Genomic DNA, 20,410 nt, shown 5'->3' with positions numbered 1-20,410 from the left:
ATGTGATGCGCTGGCTGTACTGCTCGCACAATCCGACAGTGAACCTCAACTTCGGCTTCCACATCGGCGATGAGGTGCGGCGTCGGTTCATCATCCCGCTGTGGAACTCGTACGCGTTCTTCGCCAACTACGCGGCGCTGGATGGCTTCGATCCGTCCGACCCGGCCAACGCCGTACCGCTCAGCGAGCGAACGCTGCTGGACCGCTGGATTCTCTCGCGGCTGCAAGGGGTAATCGACGAGGTGCGCGCGGCGCTGAACGACTACGACGCGCAGAGCGCCACCCGCGCGATCGAGCGCTTCGTCGTGGAGGAGCTGTCGAACTGGTACATCCGGCGCAACCGGCGGCGCTTCTGGAAGACGGAGGCCGACCGCGACAAGGCGGCTGCCTACCTGACGCTGCACGAGGTGCTGGTGACGCTGACGACGCTGCTCGCGCCGTTCCTGCCGTTCACCGCCGAAGAGATGTACGACAACCTCGTGCGCTCGATCGACCCGGCCGCGCCGGTGTCGGTGCATCTGTGCGACTACCCGGTGGCCGACACGAGCAAGGTGGACGCGCAGCTCGACCGCGACATGGCGGCGTTGCTGGCGGCGGTCAATCTGGGCCGCTCGGCGCGCAACAAGGCCAGCGTCAAGGTGCGCCAGCCGCTGCCGACGGTGCTGGTCTGGGCGCGTGAGCCGGAGACGTACGCCGCGATCGAGCGCATGCAGGATCAGCTGCTTGATGAGCTGAACGTCAAGGCGCTGGGCCAGATCGACGATCCATCGACGTACGCGACCTACGTCATCCGCCCGAACCTGGCTCTGCTGGGGCCGAAGTACGGCAAGGCGCTGGGTGGCATCCGCGCGGCGCTGGCCGAGGCCGACCCGGCGACGGTCGCAGCGACGGTACGCGACGGTGGCTCGCTGGAGCTGGCCGCCGGGGAGCAGACCTGGGCGCTGACGCCGGACGAGATTCTGGTGGACGTGAAGGAGCGCGAGGGTTTCAACGTCGCCGAAGAGGGCGACCTGCTGGTGGCGCTGGACACGACGCTGACACCGGCGCTGATCCACGAGGGGCTGGCCCGCGACTTCATCCGTGGCGTGCAGGACGCCCGCAAGGAAGCCGGCCTGCGGGTCGAGGACACGATCCGCCTGGCCTGGCAGACCGAATCCGGCACCGAGGTGGCGCAGGCGATCGACGTCCATCTGGAAGACATCGCCGCCGAAACGCTGGCCCGCGAAGCCGCGCCCGGCTGGGTCGAAGCCGCCGACTACGAGGCCGAGGTCAAGGTCGGCAGCGAGAAGGTGACGATTGGAATCACGAAGATCGGGACATTGCTGGAGGAGCGGTAGGGGACCTCACCCTCCCCGGCCCTCCCTCTCCCGTGGGGAGAGGGAGGGTGTCCTGATGCTGGCGTGTTGGCTGCCGCTCCGCGAGGAGAGGATGCGGCCTGTCCTCGTCGTGAGACGACCCTCCCCTGCGTCTTTGGCTCCACGTACATAAATGGGCGTATGCAATACGCCCATTTATGTACACAGTCTGCGGGATTTGCAAAGACGGTGTATCTGACAGGGATCTCTGTAGGGGCGTATTGCATACGCCCGGTCAGGTCCATCACGCTTGAGCCACGTGCCAGACGGTCCGGGTCCGTCTTGAGCATGGGCACCCCGAGACGACACGTTGCCATCATTCCCTCCGACACAATGAATCGCGTCTCGCGCTTCCGAGGGTTGCATTCTCGCGTTCCAGACAATTCACGATTTCACGATCCCTTAGGGTAATGAAAACCGTGAAATCGTGAATTTGAGCGATTCACGTTACGGAGTGCGCGGTGATCTGTACGGTTCGGCGGTGATCGATAGGGGTGGGCAGTCCAAATTCATGATTTCACGATTTCATGCCCCTAAGGGATCGTGAAATCATGAATTTGGGAATCCGGCGCGCACCCACTCCGGCTCCTTCGGTACGCAGTTCAGGTGGTGGCCGCGCTTCCGATCTTCCGGCAACGGGAGCAGCCCGTCGCACTTCGAGCAAAACGCTTGCTCGGAGCTCGACTCAGCCTGCGGTTGCCGAGCACTGACCGCTGGCAACTTCGCGTGCTGGGTGGATTTCCACCGGCTGCGATCCGAGACGGCGCGCCCCTGCTGCTTCAACGTGGTCAGATGATTGCGCACAGTTCCAGCCGACAGAATCAGGCTTTCCGCCAGCTCATCCGGCGTCGCTCCATCCGGGTGCATGCCCAGCTCGCGCGCCACACGTTCCAGCGTGGGCAGGTGATCGCTGATGCCGGAGAGGCGTTCGTCGGAGACTTCCATGCGCTCGATCGTGACGGCGTCGCTGGCGAAGTCAAGGCCGATGCCGAGCGGCGCGGCTTTCGGGCCGAAGTTGTGCTTCGTCTGGCGCAGCCACACACCGCCTGCGTCGGCCTGAATCAGCTGCAGCGCCGAGCGCGAGAGGTTGCGCTTGAACACCGAGCCGAACTGCGTCGAGTGACCGAGGTTGCCGCCGGATTGCAGCTTCGGCACATGGTCGATCGCCAGCACAGTGCCCCAGCGACGCAGCAGCGTGAAGAGCGAGACGGTGTCGTGCGAGCGTTCCAGGTCTGCGCCGGACGTCGCCGCCATCAGCGAGTCGATCACCATCAGTCCAGCGCCGGTCAGCGCCAGCGCCTCGTCCACCCGCTCAATCTGGCCCTCGTCTATCAGCGAGCCCTCAACCCGCAGGTAGTGCAGCCCGCTCGGCGGACGCTTCAGACCCAGCCCGCGCGCCACCCGGAAGGCACGGCGCCCGAACTCGTCGACATCCAGCTCGGCGTCAACGTACAGCACCGGCGCGGCGTCCACGTTGAGCCCCAGCCAGGGCACGCCCAGCGCGACGTGGCAGGCCAGATGCACCGCCAGCAGGCTCTTGCCCGAGCCGCCGTCGGCATACAGGCTGGTCGTCGCGTCGGCCGGCACGAGGTCGGCCACACGGTAGCGCCGTGGCGCAGGCTCGGTGAAGCGCGACAGATCGACGATACCGAGCCGTGCGAAGCCGTTCGCCTTCTCGGATTCCCACGGCTTCTGTGGCCGTTCCTCCAGCTTTGCCTGACTCATCGTCGACCTCCCTTCGGCCCACGGAACTTCGGAATCGCCGGCTTCGCGTTCGCGGCCTTCGAGCCTGACGCAGACGCCGGCAACGGCGGCGCGACCTCCAGCTTCTCCTCCGGCCCCCACTGGATCTTGCCCTCATCCCGCTTGCGCTTCGCCTCGGCGGCGCTCGCGATCCCGATCTGCGTGTTCAGCAACTCGATCAGCGTCGTCAGCCAGTAGCGCGGTCGCTCTTCGAGCAGCTGGCGCTCCTCGGCGCGGCGCAGCCCGCTCGCCAGATCGTCGAGCGGCAGCTCGTCCAGAAAGAACTCATCCAGCATCACCCGGCCATCGGGCAGTTGCACCATCAGCGGCTTCGGGCAGAGCCGATCCAGCAGCATCGCATGGTGCCGATCCACCTCCGGGTTGTTGTCGCGGGGCTGCCAATGTCCCCATCGCAATGTCACGGAAACCTCCGTCCGCGCGTGCGCGCATACAACAAGTCTGGCCCGCCGCACGGCGTCCGACGGAGGGTGGTTTCAACCCCCTCTACTTATACGAACAAGATCTGGAGGAAAAAGTGCGACATTTTGGTGGAAATTGATGGCTGCCGGCCTTCAGGGCCGGGCGCACCCACCCTTGACACCCGCCCGCTCTTCGCATCCACTGTCCGCTGGGGAAGAGGCCAGCCGGACAGAGACACAGGGGAGAGCACAATGACACAGAAGCCACGCCTTCGCGACCTTGGCATCACGATCGGCACGCTGCCGACCGGGCCGCTCAACGCCATCACCGACGTCGCGGGCGTCCGGGTCGGGCTGACGACGATCATCGACGGCGATGGCGCGCTGGAGGTCGGCAAGGGCCCGGTGCGCACCGGCGTCACCGCGATCCACCCGCACGAGGGCTCGACCTTTCTGGAGCAGGTACCGGCGGCGATCGACGTGCTGAACGGCGCAGGTGAGATGACCGGACGCACGATCGTCGAGGAGTTCGGCATCCTCTCCTCACCGATCCTGATCACCAACACGCTCTCCGTCGGCGCAGTGCATCAGGCAACGGTCGAGTGGATGACCGAGCAGCACCCCGAGATCGGCCCGCGCGAGTGGGTCGCCCCGGTAATCGCCGAGACCTACGACGGCGTGCTCAACGACATCGCCGGGCAGCATGTGAAAGCCGAGCACGTCCGCGCCGCGCTGGATAGCGCCACGGGCGGCCCCGTCCCAGAGGGCAACACCGGCGGCGGCACCGGCATGCTGCTGTTCGGATTCAAGGGCGGCACCGGCACATCCTCGCGCACTGTCGAGGTTGAGGGCACGAGCTACACCGTCGGCGTCCTCGTGCAGGGAAACTTCGGCTCGCTGCCGCAGTTGCTGGTCGATGGCGTGCCGGTTGGCCGCGAGTTCGCCGCGACGGTCGAGCAGCCGGGTCTGTGGCAGGGGCAGCCGCCATCGCGCGACGGCTCGATCATCGTGATCATCGGCACTGACGCGCCGCTATCCGAGCGCCAGCTCGGCCGCCTCTGCCGTCGTGCAATGCTGGGTCTCGGGCGGGTCGGCTCCACCGCCGGTCATGGCTCGGGCGACATCCTGCTGGCCTTTTCGAACGCCCGCGAGAACCGCGTGCCTCGCTGGCCGAGCGGCCCGCTGCTCACATCCACGCGCCTGGCCGACGAATGGATCGGCCCCGCCTTCGCCGCGACCGTCGACGCCACCGCCGAAGCCGTGCTGAACGCGATGATCGCTGCCGAAACCATGACCGGCCGCGACAACATCACCGCCCACGCCCTCCCCCACGACACGTTGCAGGAGATCATGCGGAAGTATGGGCGGTAAGGAGGGAGGGCGAGCGAGGGTTGGTGCGTCATCAATGGCGAGCATCCCGAGCCGACAGGCAACCTTTTGTCCTGTCATTTCGAACCGCAGTGAGAAATCTCCCACCCGCTCGCACCAGTCACACGCAGTACGGCGTCACTCCGTAAACCACTCTGCGCTCAAGTCCACCCAGCCAGGGTTCTCCGCTTCGATCAGATCGAGCTTGCGCGATCGCCCCCAGCCCTTTATCTGCTTCTCGCGGCCGATCGCGTCACTGATATACCGAAACTCCTCGCAGTGAACGAGGTGGGTGACTCCATAGCGACCCGTGAACGTGTCGGGTCGCAATTGTGTGTGCTCCCGGACACGACGCTGGAGGTTGTTCGTTACGCCAACGTAGAGCGTCCCTGACCGACCGAGGACGTTTGACAGGATGTAGAGCCAATACGAGTGCTGCCGTCGCGGTGACATTGCGGTGCGTATCCAGACGCTACGGCCAGAATCGGCCAGGTGCCCGGCAGAGTTTGACAGGTGCCAACGGGTGGGAGATTTCTCACTGCGGTTCGAAATGACAGGATGCGGGGGCGGCTGCCGGATCGAACTGCTCGCCATTGCTGGCAATCCACTCAACCATCCGCAGCGCTCACTTCCCCCGCAGCGCCCACGCCCCCATCCCACCACTCAGATTGGCCACGTCCTCAAACCCGCGCTGCTTCAGCAAGCTCGCCGCCAGGCTGCTGCGGTACCCAGCGGCGCAGGTGACGATAATCGGCGTTGAGCGCGAGACACCCTCGACCGTGCCACGTGCGATCTCTTCGACCGGCAGGTGGACCGCGCCGTCAATGTGACCCAATGCGAACTCCGCCTTGTTCCGCACATCAACGAGCTGCACGTCATCCGACGCCAACCGCGCTTCGACAGCTGCCGGCACGAGCTGCTCGACTCGATCGACCGGCAGGCCTGTGGACTCCCAGCCGTCAACGTCCGCCACGACGTAGCCGCTGACATCGTCCAGCCCGATGCGGATCAACTGCGTGACTGCGGGCTCAACCTGACTCTCGTCCGCCACGACCAGCACAATCGGGCGATCGTACGGCACCGACCAACCGGCCCAGTTCGCCATGCTGTCACCCACGCCGATATTCAGCGACCCGCGCAAGTAGCCAGCGCCGAATTCGTCGGCCGTGCGCACATCGACCAGCGTGACCGTCTGGCCGGCCTGCTCGACCAGCTCAGCGAGCGCAGCGTCGCTGACTCGCGGCGGCTGCGGCACGCCATTGAGGATCGCTGGCCCAGCCTTGTTCAGCTGCTTCATTACCGGAAAGTAGACCGGTGTCAGCGGCAGGTCATCGAGCATCAGCCGCACGAACGCCTCGCGGTCCATGGGCTGGAATGCATAGTTGAAGCGCTTCTCCTGCCCCATCGTCGTGCTTTCGGCGTCACCGATGGCCTTGCCGCAGGCCGAGCCTGCGCCGTGCCCCGGATAGACAATCACGTCGTCATTCAGCGCCATCAGCCGCTCGTGGATCGTGTCATAGAGCGCGTCGGCCAGCTTGCGGGTATGCTCCTCGCCCAGCAGATCGGGCCGCCCGACCGCTCCGACGAACAGCGCGTCACCGGAGAACAGCATCGCGGGCGCAGCCGTATCGGACGTATCGCGCACGAGGAAGCACAGGTGCTCGGGCGTGTGGCCGGGCGTGAGCAGCGCCTCGATCTGCAATTCGCCGACCGTCAGGACATCGCCATCGTTGAGCGGCTGATGCGCGAACTCGGTCTCGCCAACCGCGCTCAGGCAGGCGGTCGCGCCGCTGCGCGCAGCCAGCTCGCGTGCGCCGGAGGCGAAGTCGGCATGGATGTGCGTCTCCAGAACATATCGAATGGTCAACTGGTGAGATTTGGCATATGACAGATAGACATCGACGTCGCGACGCGGGTCAATGACGACAGCCTCATCCGTGGATTCCGACCCCAGCAGGAAGGACGCTTGTGCGAGACCATCGGTATAGATGCGCTGAAACAGCAACTGCCACCTCGCCTTCAATTCAAATTTCGTCCGTGCTGCCGCCATGATACAGGCACTTGCGCGATGATAGGCTTGCAGGAAGATGACAACACCTGAAGTGTCACGATCAGGAATTGAGGACAATCACGGGCCGTTGCCGGTCGGACCGGGCGTCGTGGTTGCGTTTCTTGCCGTCCTGCTGATCGTCGTCGTCGCCATCGGCATCTGGCTGAATGGCCGCGAATCAACCCCGACGAACGCGACCGTCACCATCGCCGACCTGCGCGCCGACCCGACGCGCTTCGACAACGCCATCGTCACGATCGTTGGCCGCGTCGAGGGCGTCCGCTCGCTCCCGATCCTCGAGCAGTACGCACTCTACACGTTCCGCGACGACACCGGCTCGATGTCGGTGCTGACGCAGCGCGGCGCTCCGCCGAGTGGCGATGTCGCCGTCCGCCTCGTCGCGACGTATCACGCCAGCGTCACGCTCGGTGATGAACTGCGTTCGATCGTAACCGATCGGCTGGGCAGCATCCCCGGCGAGCTGGTCCGGCTGATTCCTGACTTCCCGCTGAACGTCGTCTTCCTGGAGCAGGAGCGCTACGAGCTGCCCGAGCCATAGACACAGCGAGGGCGGGGAACAGTCCCCGCCCTCGCCAGCCACACTCGCTCCGGTTGGATGCTAGACAACCTCGTCGCCGACATCGGCGAGCATCTTGAATTCGGTCTGTCCGATCGTCACGAGCAGGTCATCCCCACGCGTCCCGACGATGACGTCAACCGGCAGGCGCTTCGCGTGGCGCCCGAGCAGGCCGTGCTTCACGGTGAACGCCGCGATGGTGCCCTCTGCCGAGACTTCGACCTGGTCAACACTGCCGAGCTTGTCGTCATCAGCGCCAACAACATTCATACCCTGCTCAATGTGGATCGCAGGAGCGGAAGTCGCCTCGTCGGCCGCGGACATCGACTGCAGCGGTCGGGTCGCGGCGTCAGCCTCCACGCCGCGCTTCATGATCGCGGTACGCGGCACTTCGCCGATCAGCACGCCCGAGTCATCCACGACCGGCAGCTGATCGAAATCAACATCCGAGCCAGCCAACATTGTGGCAGCGTCGTCGATCGACATGCTGTCCGTCAGCGCCGGAATGCCGGCCTGCATAACCTGACGGATCTGCGCCGAGCCATCTTCCTGACCCAGGCCGCGCCAGCTGACCAGACCGATCGGTCGATCGCCTTCGACCACCAGCAGCGAGCGGATCGCTTGCGATTCCATGCGGCGTCGAGCTGTCATCACCGTTTCGTCGGGTGAGATCGTCTCAGCCGTCGGGTTGACGAGGTCACGAATCATTGAGCCAGACATGCTTTCCATGTTCAAGTTTTCCTTCCATGTCGGCGGCGGTTCCCCGATCTTGCCGATTCAGGAACCTGCCGCGGCACGACAGTTGGCCGGTATGACGCAAGGGTCGTGCCACTCCGCCGGGCACAGAAAAACCCGGCTCGATAGAGCCGGGCCTGGCAGATCGTGGCGAATTCCGCGCTGAACTAGCGCGATTGCGGTGCCAGAGGGTTCACCGTCATGGCGGCCGGATCGTTGACCTTCTCGCGGAAATAGCCGCGCAGCTCGGCCTCCTTGGCCGCCTTGGCATCCTCACCGGCCAGGCGCGCAGCTTCGAGCCGACCCTTGATCCGGTCGGCGAACCCGGGCTGCGGCTCCGACTGGCCGACGACCGTCGCAACGCCGTCTGCGCGATTGATCTCCAGCTCGACGCCCGTCTGCTGCTCAAGAACGCGCGAGATCGCCACGCCGACACCCGCACCGAGCGCGGTACCGATCAGGACTTTGAACAGGTTGTGCATGAGTCGCTCCTTCGGTTTGGGATGTGTCGAACTCTACCGCGAACGGGACTTGAAGATCAGCAGCAACACCGCCAGCACGGCACCGAACGCACCGCCCAGCGCGGCAGCCGTCACCGGCGTCAGCGCCGCGTTGACCGGCCCCTCGGCAGTGCCGGCGAACAGGAAGATGCGCGAGTCCTCGACAGTCGCGTGGTCGGCGGTCAGCAGCACGACGGCGCTGTCCTTCACCCGGGCCTCGTCGGCCACCACCTGCACGGCGGACGACTTCAGCAGGACCACGTTCTCGGCGCTGATCGTAACTGCGCCGGACTGGTCGAGTTGTGCCGACTTTGTCTCCAGCGACTTCGTGCCGGAGCGGTCCATCGTAACCCGCTCGGCTTTCACGCTCTCGGCCCCCGAGCGATCCAGCATAACGTTGGACGCCGCAATATCACCGACGTCCGTCTTGCTCGCCTGCGTTGCTGGTGCCTGCTCGCGACCGCCCGGCTGCTTCCAGGTAACGTCCCGCACACCGGCGGCGTCATTGCCGTTTGTTGCCTTGTTACTCATACCAGTACTTTCACGACAGCAAGCGCCGCGCAATCGTCCGCCACACCGGGGACAACCCGATCTTACGGAGATAGACCGCCGGGCGTCAACGCGAGGCACGCGTCGAGCCGATGCCTCTCCGGGTCGATAGCGGCAAGCGACGTGCCAGAGCGCGGTATGCTTTGATCGACATTGACGTTAGCCGGCCGGCACGGCTCGGCAAGGAGGAAGCTCGACACATGGCTCGACCGCGAATGCGCGCAATCCCCCTCGGCGGAATCGGCGAGGTAGGGAAGAACATGATGGCCGTCGAATATCGCGGCGACCTGGTCCTGATTGACGCTGGCGCAAAGTTTCCCGAAGAAGAGCAACGCGGGATTGATCTGGTCATCCCCGATGCCAAATACATCACCGACAATCTCTCTCGCTTCCGGGCAATTTTGCTGACCCACGGTCACGAGGACCACATCGGGTCGCTCCCTTACCTTATTCCACAGTTGGAGGAGATTGCGCCGGTACCCCTCTATGGCTCACGCCTGGCGCTGGCGTTTGCACGCAACAAGCTCGAAGAGGCCAAAGCCGCTCACCTCGTCGACTTCATGCCGATCGAAGCGGGCATCGAGTACCGCATCGGCCACCATATGGAAGTCGAGTTCATCCCGGTCACTCACTCGATCCCCGGCTCGATGGCCATCTCGGTCAAGACGCCGGTCGGTCGCATGGTCCACACCGGCGACTTCAAGTTCGATCCCACACCGCCGCTCGGCCCGCACACCGATGAAGATCGGTTGCGCGAGATGGGCGACGAGGGCGTGCTGGCGCTGTTCTCGGACACCGTCCGCGTCGAGCGCGAAGGCAGCACGCCGAGCGAGGCGATCGTCTCCGAAACGCTCGATCGCATCATCGGCGAGGCCAGGGGCCGCGTCATCCTGACCTCGTTCGCCTCGAACATCCTGCGGCTGGAGCAGGCGATCGAGAAGGCCGCCCACCACGGGCGCAAGGTCGCAGTCGTTGGCCGCAGCATGGTGCAGTCGGTCGACGTGGCGCGCGACCTCGGCTATATCAACCCGCCTCCCGGCGTTATGCGCCCGGTCGAGGAAGTCACCAAGCTGCCGAAGAACCAGGTCATGATTCTCACCACCGGCTCGCAGGGCGAAGCGTCGGCGGCACTGGCACGCATGGCCAGCGGCGATCATCCGCAGCTGCGCATCGCCGAAGGTGACACCGTCATCCTCTCGGCCACACCCGTCCCGGGCAACGAGGAGACGGTCTCGCAGACGATCGACAACCTGTTCCGCCGCGGCGCGAACGTGTGCTACTCGGCGATCGAGCCGGATGTCCACGTCTCCGGCCACGCTGGTCGCGACGAGCTGCGCCACATGATCGAGCTGCTGAGGCCGAAGTTCTGCGTGCCGATCCACGGCGAATATCGCCACATGCACCTGTACAAGCAGATGGCGATCCGCAATGGCATCCCCGAGCAGAACATCATCATTCCTGAGTCCGGCGTGCCGATCTCGTTCTCACGCGGCGATGCCCGCAAGGATTCGGCGGTCGCCGGTGGCTCGGTACTGGTTGATGCGCTCGGCAACGACCGCTACCGCAACGTCGTCCTGCGTCGGCGCGAGGAGTTGCCGACCGTGCAGGTCATCATCGCGACCGTCGTCGTCGATCTTGTCAACGGCTCAATCATCGCCGGACCCGAACTGACCGGCATCCGCTTTGATGACGAAGACAGCCGCAAGCTGATCGCCGGTGCGGAAGCCGAGCTGCGCAGCTACCTGGAGCGTCAGCTCCGGCGCGGCGGCATGTCCTACGGCTACATGGTCACCAAGGTAAAGGACATTGTCGCTCGCTACATCTACCAGAAGGCGAAGCTGCGACCGATGATCCTGCCGGTCGTCACTGAGCTATAACCAGCGCGTGGGTTGTCGGGCCATGGCGTCGGCAACCCACGCCAGAACGCGAACCGAGATCAAGGGGCTGAAATCACGATGAGCACGCCACAAACGTTCCTGGTCACCGGCGGTGCCGGCTTCTTCGGCATCAACATGATCCGCTACCTGCTCGAGCACGGCCAGCGCGCCGTCTCGCTCGACCTGGAGCCGTTCGACTATCCCGAGAAGGACGCTGTCCGCGTCATCACCGGCGATGTCCGTCGCCCAAAGGACCTGGATGCGGCACTCGAAGGCGTCGACGTCGTCATCCACGCCGCCATGGCGCTGCCGCTTGCTCCGCCCTCCGAGATCCTCTCGACCGGCATCGGCGGCGCGCGCACCGTCCTCCAGACCGCCATGCAGCACGGCATCAACCGCGTCGTCCACATCTCGTCGACAGCCGTCTATGGCGTGCCGGATCACCACCCTCTGCTCGAAACCGACCCCTTGAAGGGCGTAGGGCCCTACGGCAAGGCCAAGGTCGAGGCCGAGAGCATCTGCCAGGAATTCCGCGACAAGGGCATGGTTGTGCCGATCCTGCGGCCCAAGACCTTCGTTGGCCCGGATCGCCTCGGCGTCTTCGCCATGCTCTGCGAGTGGGCCCAGGAGGGCTATCGCTTCCCGATCATCGGTGCCGGCAACAACCCCTACCAGCTGCTCGACGTCGCCGACCTTTGCGAAGCCGCGTACCTCGCCGCCACGCTGCCGGCCGAGCAGGCCAACGACACCTTCAACATCGGCTCGGCGTCGTTCACGACCCTGCGCGAGGACTTCCAGGCCGTGCTGGATCGGGCGGGACACGGCAAGAAGATCGTCGGCCTGCGACCCACCAGCGCCGTCATCGGCGCGCTCTGGACGCTGGAGAAGCTGCACCTCTCCCCCCTCTACGAGTGGATCTATCGCACGATGGCCGAAGAGAGCTTCGTCTCGACCGACAAGGCCCGTGACAAGCTCGGCTTCCAGGCGCAGTACTCCAACAAGGACGCGCTCATCCGCATGTACGACTGGTACGCCGCCAACTCCGCCAAATTCAGCGGCCAATCCGGCGTCACCCACCGCGTCCCCTGGCAACAGGGAGCATTGCAACTGGGCAAGTTCGTCTTCCGGTAGAGCGCGTTAATTCTTCGATCGGGACTGCAATGTCGGGGCGGTTTGCCATTGCCATGGCCGTGGTGGCCAGCCGGGCGTATGCGATACGCCCCTACACTGGACAAGGCACCGCACGTGTCGTCACGTTCCGCAGGACGGCAGACAACCACGCAAATGCAGGGGCGTATCGCATACGCCCGTTCAGCACCCCGACCTGCCCAAACGGCAACCAGACACTGCATTCACCCGCCCACACGCCCCCAAACCTTGACCTTCCCGCCCATCCCTGATTGAATGCGAACAACAACTGAGACGCTCCGGGGGAGCGACGGGGGCTTGGGGAGCCAGGCTGAGAGGGTGACCATTCCGTCACCGACCGTAGGACCTGACCTGGGTAATGCCAGCGTAGGAATGTCACCATCCGCGATCTCTCGCGGGTGCATGCTTCGGGCACCACTAACGCTGGGCAGCCGCACCGGCGTTTTTTCATCTCCGCCGCTGCGACCGCCCCGGTCCACAATCCGCGTCGCCCCCACGGCATTCGAACCGGAATACACATGGTCGATGACATGTCGCGCGCGGCGGTGACTCTCCGCGCTGTCAGCAAACAATTTGGCGAGACGCAGGCGATCGCACAGGTCAGCCTGTCAGTCGACGATGGCGAGATCCTCGCGCTCGTCGGCCCGTCCGGCTGCGGCAAGAGCACCGTCCTCAACATCATCGCCGGACTCGTCGAGCCGGACAGCGGCGAGGTGCTGATCGGCGGTCTGCCAGCACCGAATCGCCTCGGCACCGCCGCGCTCATGCCGCAGCGCGACGCTCTGCTGCCCTGGCGGACGGTCATCGAGAACGCCATCCTCGGACCCCAGCTGGCCGGTACAAGCAGCAAGGACGCCCGCCAACGAGCGCGCGCACTCCTGCCGCGCTTCGGCCTGGAGGGCTTCGGCAATCACTACCCGTCGGCGCTCTCGGGCGGCATGCGCCAGCGCGCCGCCTTCCTGCGCACGATCTTATCGGAGCGCTCGATGCTGCTACTCGACGAGCCGTTCGGAGCGCTCGATGCCCTCACCCGCCGCTCGATGCAGGAGTGGCTGCTCGACCTGTGGGAGGAGATTCGCGGCACGATCGTGCTGGTCACGCACGACGTCGAGGAGGCACTGCTGCTGGCCGACCGCGTCGCCGTCATGACCGCCCGGCCCGGCACGATCAAGCTCATCGAGCGCGTCGATCTGCCGCGCCCACGCGAGCCGGGCATGGTCGATCTGCCGGTCGCCATCGCCCAGAAAGCCCGCCTGCTCGACGCGCTGCACAACGAGGTCGCGCTATCGATGGGAGTGCTGTCATGACCGGCATCCCGCGTCGACGGACGCTGGCCGAGTCGTCATCTGCTGAGCACCGCAGCTGGTCGTTCTCGTGGCGCTCCCTTCTGAGCTACCTGCTGCCAGTGCTGGTCGTCTGCGCGCTGATCGCCGCCTGGGAGATCGGCGTGCGGATCGACAACACGCCGCGCTGGTTCCTACCGAAACCCAGTGACGTCGCCCGTGAGCTTTTCCACTCCCGCCAGCTGCTCTGGGGGCACACCTGGACGACGCTACAGGAGATGCTGGTCGGGCTGGCGATCGCGTTCGTGCTGGGCATCGTGCTGGCCGTCGCCATTGTCGCCTCGCAGGTCGTCGAGCGCGCCATCTACCCGCTCGTCATCGCCAGCCAGGCGATCCCGATCATCGCGCTCGCCCCGATCCTGCTGGTCTGGTTCGGCTACGGACTGACGCCCAAGGTCATTGTCGTCGTGCTGACCTGCTTCTTCCCGATCGTCGTCGCCACCGTCGGCGGCCTGCGCGCGGTCGATGGCGACGCTATCGCGCTGCTGCGTTCTATGGGTGCGAACCGCTGGCAGGTCATGCGCATCGTCCGCATTCCGTCGGCCCTGCCGTCGCTGCTGGCCGGCACGCGCATCGCGGCGGCATGGTCAGTCATTGGAGCGATCGTTGGCGAGTGGGTCGGCGCGTCGTCGGGCCTCGGCTACCTGATGACCCGCTCGGCGTCGCAGTTCCAGACGCCACGGCTCTACGCCGCCGTCGTCATCGCAGCCTGTCTCGGCATCGGCCTGTTCTGCCTCGTGTCGCTGATCGAGCGCTTCGCGATGCCGTGGCACGCCGCTGCGCAACGCAACCGCTAACGAGTGAACGTTTTTGATCGGATTGGAAGAGTGAGGAAGATGATGATGCAACGAACTCGGTGGGTTTCGATCCTGTTGGTGCTCGCGCTGGTCGGCGCGCTGGCCGCTGCCTGCGGTAGCGACGACGAAACGCCAACCTCTACGACTGCCGCAGCGTCGTCACCGGAAGCGACGACCGACGCCGGCCAATCCGCCACCCCGACGACGACCGACAAGGTCAGCATCGCACTCGACTGGTACCCGTGGTCGAACCACACCGGCCTCTACATGGCGCAGGCCACCGGCGCGTTCGCCGATCAGGGCATCGAAGCGAACATCTACGTCCCGGCTGACCCAACCACCGCGCTCCAGCTCGTCGCTGCCGGGCAGGACGACTTCACCGTCTCCTACCAGACCGACGTGCTGCTGGCCCGTGAACAGGGGCTGGACGTCGTCTCCGTCGCCGCGCTCGTCCAGCACCCGCTCAACTCGATCATGACGCTGCAATCCTCCGGCATCACCGAACCGTCGCAGCTGAAGGGCAAGACGATCGGCATGACCGGCGTGCCCAGCGATGACGCGCTGCTGGCCACCGTGCTCGACTCCGCCGGCCTGACCATCGACGACGTTGAGACGGTGACGGTCGGCTTCGACCTGATGCCTGCCCTGCTCGGCAAGCGCGTCGATGCCATCATCGGTGCCTACTACGTCCACGAAGCGATCCTCGCTGAGCAGCAAGGCCAGCCGGTCAACACGATCGACGTGGTGGATTACGGCGTGCCGGACTACTACGAGCTGGTGCTGGTCACCAGCGGCGAGATGATCCGCGACCATGCCGACGTCGTCCAGCGCACCATCACGGCAATCGTCGCTGGCTATCAGGCCGCAACCGATGATCCAGAGCGCGCCGTCGACGAGCTGGTCAAGGCCTATCCCGAGACGGACGCTGAGGTCGAGCGCAAGGGCATCGAGCTGATCATCCCGCTCTGGACTGCCGATGGCTCCGTCGCATTCGGCACGCAGACCGAAGAGCGCTGGGTCGATTTCGCCGCCTGGATGCGCGATCACGATATCCTGACGACCGACATCGACGCGACCGAAGCGATGACCAACGAGTTCATCGAGCACGCTCACGCCGGTCACTAGCGCTCCGAACCGCGCCTGTCTCCTGTATGTAGGGGCGTATCGCATACGCCCAGCCAGATTGACATCATTTCGGCGCGCGTCTCCGGGCCGGGTCGGCGATTGCGGAGAGTGGACATCCTGATGACGATTTCGATGACAACGACGACCGTAAACGATCTCCCCAACGTCATCCACGCGCTGCGGGCGTGGCAGCTGGACGACACACCGTTCCAGCTGCACCCCGGCGACATCGGCTGGTTCTGGCGCGCCGGTGCCGATCAGACGGCGACAGCGCTCCGCACCTGGCGGCGCGACGGTGAGCTCGTCGCCATCGGTCTCCTCGATGGTCCGGAGGTGCTGCGGCTCGCGATCATGCCCGGTGCAACGCACGATCGCGAGCTGGCGTTGACCATCGCTGGCGACGTGTCGGACCCCGAGCGCGGCGTGCTGACCCAAAGCGAAGCGAACGTCGAAGCTGCAAATGGCACGCTCATCCGGGATGTCTTGATCGACGCCGGCTGGACGACTGGTGAATCGTGGACGCCGCTCGGCTGCGATCTCAGTGAGCCGGTCGAGATCCCCGAGGTCCGCATCGCGGTCATCGACGCCGCGACCGCCGAGGAGCATGTCGCGATCGTGCGCTCCGCATTCGCGCGCTCGACTTTCTCATTCGAGAAGTGGCGCACCATGGCGGCGAGCCCAGCGTTTGACGACGCTCGCTGCCTCGCCGTCTACAACAGCGATGATGACATGGTTGGAACGGTCACCGTCTGGTCAGCAGGTCCCGGCAGACGCGGCCTTATCGAGCCGCTAGGCGTCCACCCCGACCATCGCGGCCACGGGTATGGCCGGGCGATCACGCTCGCCGGCGCAATAGCGCTTCAGCAGCTCGGTGCATCCAGCATCACCGTCGCCACCCAGAGCGCCAACGTCCCGGCCGTGGCAACCTACAAATCCGCAGGCATGCACCCCCTCGGCGTACGCCACGATCTGCATCGGCCAACATGAGTAGATCGTCAACGTCAGCTTCTCAGAAAGGCAGCCACGCGCCATTGCCAGCAATGACGAGTAGTCTGGGCCGACAGCCTACCCCGTCCTCTGTCATTTCACGCCCAGAGGGCACCCGCGCAGCCGAGAAATCTCTCCTGCGTTGGACTCAGTCCAACGGGTGGGAGATCTCTCACTGCGGTTCGAGATGACAGGACAAGAGGGAGGCTGCCAATTCAGCGGGCCGCCATTGCCAGCAATGACGAGTAGTCTGGGCCGACAGCCTACCCCGTCCTCTGTCATTTCACGCCCAGAGGGCACCCGCGCAGCCGAGAAATCTCTCCTGCGTTTGACTCAGCCAACGGGTGGGAGATCTCTCACTGCGGTTCGAGATGACAGGACAAGGGGCAGGCTGCCGATCTGACGACTTGACATTGACAACGTGCTCGGAAACATAGAACAAGAGGGATGCGACCGATCGAGCAGTCACACATTCCAACGTCCAACCATCGCGCTCGCAGACCGGTACCCACGATCCGAATGTAGGGGCGTATCGCATACGCCCGTTTGGCTCCCCGACCCGCACAACCGGCAGCCACAATGCCCCGGCGAACCTACTGGATGGCCGCGTATGTGGCGTATCGCATACGCCCGTTTGGCTCCGCGACCCGCTCAACCGGCAGCCACAATGCCCCGGCGAACCTACTGGATGGCCGCGTATGTGCGAAACACCCCAACATCAATCTGTTCGTCTGAAAGCTCACCCCGCACGCCGAAGCGCGATGCGGTTCGTCGCCGTTTAGCGATCGATCTCGCGCGCTGCGCCATCGAGCAGGGCGATCGCCTCGTCCAGCTCCTCGGCGGTGACGATCGCGAAGTCGCCGGCGATGGTCATCTTGAGCGACGCCAGTGCCACGCCACTGCGCAATGCCGCCGCAAGGTCGTCGCGGTCGTCCAGCCAGCGGTGCAGGAAGCCGGCAGCGAACGCATCGCCCGCCCCGACCGGATCGACTGGCTCGACCGCAGAGGCGTCCTGATACACGACCGCATCCGGCGCATCCCGGCTCACGGCCACCGCGCCGCGCGACCCAGCGGTGACGACAACTACCTGCGCCGCTGAGCGGTCCAGGAACGTGCGCGCGACATCGGCTGGTTCGCCAGTGATCCTCCAAATGGTGGCAGCGTCCTCCATGCCGCAGAACAGCACAGTCGCGCTGGCCAGCAACGGCTCCAGCCCGGCGCGAGCCGCTTCGGGGGTCCAGAGCCGACTCCGATAGTTCACGTCGAGCGTGATCGGCACCTGCGCCGCACGGGCAGCGTTTGCCAGCTTGTAGCAGCAGGCCGCGGCAGCATCCGACAGCGCCGGTGTGATGCCAGTCAGGTGCAGCGCTCGCGCTGAGCGCACGAGCGCCGCGTCGATCAAATCGGGATTGATGCGTGCGATGGCTGAGTCGGTGCGGTCGTAGACGACGCGCGTTGGACGAGGCGTGCTACCGGTATCCACGAAATAGACACCGGCCCGCGTATCGTCGGACCACAGCACCGGCGTCACATCGACGCCGTGCATCGCGATGTCATGCGCGATCCGCAGCCCGAGTGCGTTGCGTGGCAGTGCAGATGCCCAGGCGACCGGGCGACCGAGGCGCGCCAGCGCGACGGCGACGTTCGACTCCGCCCCGCCGATCGTCACAGCGAGCGAGACCGCCGACTCCAGCCGGATACCGACCGGCGTCGACAGCCGCATCATCGACTCGCCAAACGTCAACAGATCCCAAACCGGCCGGTTCGGTGCGTGCTCGCGGTCGCTCAGGCGGACGCCGCCTCTCGCGGTTCCACGCCAGCCAGACCTGCGTCACCGTCGCTGTCGGCAACATTGGACGTGAGGTCCGTGGCCCATTCATGTGATTTTTTCACCACGCGCATGCACACGGACGTCTCGATCCGCGAGATGCCCGGTACGTGCGCCAGCTCGTCGGCGACGAACGTGAACATCTCCTCCTGATTGTGGAACGAGGCGGTCAGGACGAGGTCGCTCGCCCCGGTGGTGATCGCCAGCCACATCACCTGCGGCATCGCGGCGATGGTGTTCGAGGCTTCAACGAAGCGGCGCGGCTCGACTGACACGGAGATGACCGACGTCAGTGCGTAGCCCAGATGCTCAGGATCAACCGACGCGGCGATCTTCAGCACGCCGCTATCAGTCAGGCGACGCACTCGATACCGCACCGTCGCTTCGGGGACGCCGAGCCGTCTGGCTACCTCACGGTTCGATCGGCGACCATCCTCGCGCAACAGGGATATGATCTGGCGATCAAGGTCATCAAGTTGCACGATTGAGCGCGTGCGCGTCGGCGCTTCGGCTGCTTCGTTTGCGCGGCGCTTCGGCGCGCGCCGTCGATCCAATGTCCCCTGCTTCGTGCGCGACGACGCGCGACCCGTTCTGGCCTCACTCATGTTTTTCGCAACCCGCGTTTCTGCATTTTCATGATTGCGTGCGCCACCGAATGCCGCACGCGAGAACACGCCCGACCCCTCACGGACGGATCCTCTTCTGCCGCAAGTCTACCGTGCCAATCAGCAATCGGCAGCCGCCTCTCGACGAATCGCGCCCGATTCATCAAAGCTGCGGGGGTTGCTCTTCTCACCTGCGGTAAATGGATTGTTCCAGCTTACGGTCGGTCCGCTGAAGCGATTCGGATCGAACGGCTGCAGGCCAAATGGCACGGCTTCCCCGGCAATCATTTGCGCAAGCGCTGCGCCGCCGGCCACGGCAAACGAGAATCCACCGCCGTTGAATCCTGCGATGATGTGCAGCCCATCGGCGGCAGCATGTCGACCAATCAGCGGCAGGCCATCGGCGGTGAAGCCCATGATGCCGGCCCAGGTGCGCACAATCCGCACCTGACTGACCGTTGGAGCCAACCCGGCCAGGCAACCTGCAATGCCGTTGATCACGTCGGGCGTCACTCGCTCTTCGTAGTGCCCGAGCCCCTCGTCGAGATCGAGTCGGCGATAGCCGCCGCAGAGTAGCTGGCCGGTGACAGTCTGGCGGCCGTACTCCTTCTCGTAGTTCAGGCCGAACGGCAGCGGCAGCACCGGCCCGACCGGTTGCGTCACCAAAATCTGCCCACGTGCCGGAACGATCGCGCCCTGCGGCAGGTCCGGCACAACTTTCGGCGTCCAGGCGTTCGTCGCAACAACGACACAGTCGGTCGCGACCGACCCTGCCGCCGTCTGTACGCCGCGCACGCGACCCCCAATGATCTCCACCTGCTCAACTGGCGTCCACGGCATCACCCGAGCGCCGTGCTGGCGCGCTCCGCGAGCCAGCCCGTGCACCAGCGCGAACGGCCAGAGGTGACCGCCCATGCGGTTCAGCGACGCACCGCGTACCTCGGGGCCGATGACCGGCATCAGCTCGCGCAGGTCGTCGCGATGTAGCAGCACGACTTCATCACTCGCCGCCACAGCCTGCGCGTGCTGAATGTGCGCCCACTGGTCGTCGGTCGTCGCGATGTCGAGCAGGCCATCGACGCGCAGATCGAAATCTTCGCCCAGCTCGGACGGCAGCTCGTCGCGCAGCAGACGGAGGTTGGCCTGCGACAACGCGTGCACCGCCCGCCCGGTGTCGGTCGGCACGAGCGTCTGGCCGCCGGTCAACCCGCCGTTGCGGCCCGACGCACCCGAGCAGATGCCGCGCATCTCGAAGAGCACCACCGAGAGCCCGCGTTTCGCCAGTTGGTAGGCAGTCGCACATCCTGCAACGCCCCCGCCGATCACGACGACATCTGCGGCGCCTGGCAACGCGCTCCCTGCGTCATACAACGCTCCCTCGCGACGCCGGTTGGCTTGCAGAT

General features: G+C 65.3%; 19 protein-coding genes and 1 riboswitch. Of the genes, 9 read left to right on the top strand and 10 right to left on the bottom strand.

What is annotated here, in order from left to right:
• Positions 1-1,337: DUF5915 domain-containing protein (locus M9890_02985; GenBank protein MCO5175926.1), on the top strand; the 1,337-nt coding region annotated here is incomplete at its 5' end.
• 567 nt (positions 1,338-1,904) lie between these two features.
• On the opposite strand, the gene M9890_02980 is transcribed toward M9890_02985, so the two are convergent.
• On the bottom strand, positions 1,905-3,080 hold the full coding sequence (locus M9890_02980; protein ID MCO5175925.1) for an AAA family ATPase: 1,176 nt from the start codon (positions 3,078-3,080) through the stop codon (positions 1,905-1,907).
• On the bottom strand, positions 3,077-3,520 hold the full coding sequence (locus M9890_02975; GenBank protein ID MCO5175924.1) for a hypothetical protein: 444 nt from the start codon (positions 3,518-3,520) through the stop codon (positions 3,077-3,079). Before M9890_02975 ends, M9890_02980 begins: the two co-directional genes overlap by 4 nt.
• 249 nt (positions 3,521-3,769) lie before the next feature.
• Between M9890_02975 and M9890_02970 the strand changes: the two genes are divergently transcribed.
• Positions 3,770-4,888 (top strand): P1 family peptidase, encoded by a 1,119-nt coding sequence (locus tag M9890_02970; protein ID MCO5175923.1) that lies wholly within the window; start codon positions 3,770-3,772, stop codon positions 4,886-4,888.
• Between the two features lie 135 nt (positions 4,889-5,023).
• Here the strand turns inward: M9890_02970 and M9890_02965 are convergent, their stop codons facing one another.
• Together M9890_02965 and M9890_02960 are read right to left on the bottom strand one after the other, a co-directional pair.
• Positions 5,024-5,338 (bottom strand): GIY-YIG nuclease family protein, encoded by a 315-nt coding sequence (locus tag M9890_02965; protein MCO5175922.1) that lies wholly within the window; start codon positions 5,336-5,338, stop codon positions 5,024-5,026.
• A 172-nt stretch (positions 5,339-5,510) separates the two neighbouring features.
• A complete protein-coding gene (locus M9890_02960) occupies positions 5,511-6,890 on the bottom strand; it encodes a rhodanese-like domain-containing protein (protein ID MCO5175921.1) in 1,380 nt (459 codons plus the stop codon).
• Positions 6,891-6,972: 82 nt separating this feature from the next.
• Between M9890_02960 and M9890_02955 the strand changes: the two genes are divergently transcribed.
• Positions 6,973-7,494 (top strand): hypothetical protein, encoded by a 522-nt coding sequence (locus M9890_02955; GenBank protein MCO5175920.1) that lies wholly within the window; start codon positions 6,973-6,975, stop codon positions 7,492-7,494.
• Positions 7,495-7,554: 60 nt separating this feature from the next.
• On the opposite strand, the gene M9890_02950 is transcribed toward M9890_02955, so the two are convergent.
• The 3 genes from M9890_02950 to M9890_02940 form a co-directional block, all read right to left on the bottom strand.
• Positions 7,555-8,241 (bottom strand): CBS domain-containing protein, encoded by a 687-nt coding sequence (locus M9890_02950; GenBank protein MCO5175919.1) that lies wholly within the window; start codon positions 8,239-8,241, stop codon positions 7,555-7,557.
• Between the two features lie 173 nt (positions 8,242-8,414).
• Positions 8,415-8,729: a hypothetical protein gene (locus tag M9890_02945; protein MCO5175918.1), complete on the bottom strand. Its 315-nt coding sequence runs from the start codon at positions 8,727-8,729 to the stop codon at positions 8,415-8,417.
• A gap of 33 nt (positions 8,730-8,762) precedes the next feature.
• On the bottom strand, positions 8,763-9,278 hold the full coding sequence (locus M9890_02940; GenBank protein MCO5175917.1) for a hypothetical protein: 516 nt from the start codon (positions 9,276-9,278) through the stop codon (positions 8,763-8,765).
• A 218-nt stretch (positions 9,279-9,496) separates the two neighbouring features.
• On the opposite strand from M9890_02940, the gene M9890_02935 reads away from it, so the two are divergent.
• From M9890_02935 to M9890_02910, 6 genes are all read left to right on the top strand, one after another.
• A complete protein-coding gene (locus M9890_02935) occupies positions 9,497-11,173 on the top strand; it encodes a ribonuclease J (protein MCO5175916.1) in 1,677 nt (558 codons plus the stop codon).
• Between the two features lie 78 nt (positions 11,174-11,251).
• Positions 11,252-12,304, top strand: a complete 1,053-nt coding sequence (locus M9890_02930) for an NAD-dependent epimerase/dehydratase family protein (GenBank protein ID MCO5175915.1) — start codon at positions 11,252-11,254, stop codon at positions 12,302-12,304.
• A gap of 297 nt (positions 12,305-12,601) precedes the next feature.
• Positions 12,602-12,712: riboswitch (TPP riboswitch) on the top strand.
• A gap of 128 nt (positions 12,713-12,840) precedes the next feature.
• Positions 12,841-13,629, top strand: a complete 789-nt coding sequence (locus M9890_02925) for an ABC transporter ATP-binding protein (GenBank protein MCO5175914.1) — start codon at positions 12,841-12,843, stop codon at positions 13,627-13,629.
• On the top strand, positions 13,626-14,462 hold the full coding sequence (locus M9890_02920; GenBank protein MCO5175913.1) for an ABC transporter permease: 837 nt from the start codon (positions 13,626-13,628) through the stop codon (positions 14,460-14,462). Before M9890_02925 ends, M9890_02920 begins: the two co-directional genes overlap by 4 nt.
• Before the next feature lie 45 nt (positions 14,463-14,507).
• Complete coding sequence (locus M9890_02915; GenBank protein MCO5175912.1) at positions 14,508-15,587, top strand: ABC transporter substrate-binding protein; 1,080 nt, start codon at positions 14,508-14,510, stop codon at positions 15,585-15,587.
• A gap of 120 nt (positions 15,588-15,707) precedes the next feature.
• A complete protein-coding gene (locus M9890_02910) occupies positions 15,708-16,574 on the top strand; it encodes a GNAT family N-acetyltransferase (GenBank protein ID MCO5175911.1) in 867 nt (288 codons plus the stop codon).
• 778 nt (positions 16,575-17,352) lie between these two features.
• Here M9890_02910 and M9890_02905 read toward each other — a convergent pair.
• The 3 genes from M9890_02905 to M9890_02895 form a co-directional block, all read right to left on the bottom strand.
• Positions 17,353-18,297, bottom strand: coding sequence for a sugar kinase (locus M9890_02905; protein MCO5175910.1), 945 nt, complete (start codon positions 18,295-18,297; stop codon positions 17,353-17,355).
• A gap of 62 nt (positions 18,298-18,359) precedes the next feature.
• Positions 18,360-18,956 (bottom strand): Lrp/AsnC family transcriptional regulator, encoded by a 597-nt coding sequence (locus M9890_02900; GenBank protein MCO5175909.1) that lies wholly within the window; start codon positions 18,954-18,956, stop codon positions 18,360-18,362.
• A gap of 171 nt (positions 18,957-19,127) precedes the next feature.
• Positions 19,128-20,357 (bottom strand): FAD-binding oxidoreductase, encoded by a 1,230-nt coding sequence (locus M9890_02895; protein MCO5175908.1) that lies wholly within the window; start codon positions 20,355-20,357, stop codon positions 19,128-19,130.
• Positions 20,358-20,410: the final 53 nt, after the last annotated feature.

The sequence above is a fragment of the Thermomicrobiales bacterium genome, assembly GCA_023954495.1.
Taxonomy (GTDB): Bacteria; Chloroflexota; Chloroflexia; order Thermomicrobiales; family CFX8; genus JAMLIA01.
This window is presented reverse-complemented; position numbering and strand designations above follow the sequence as displayed.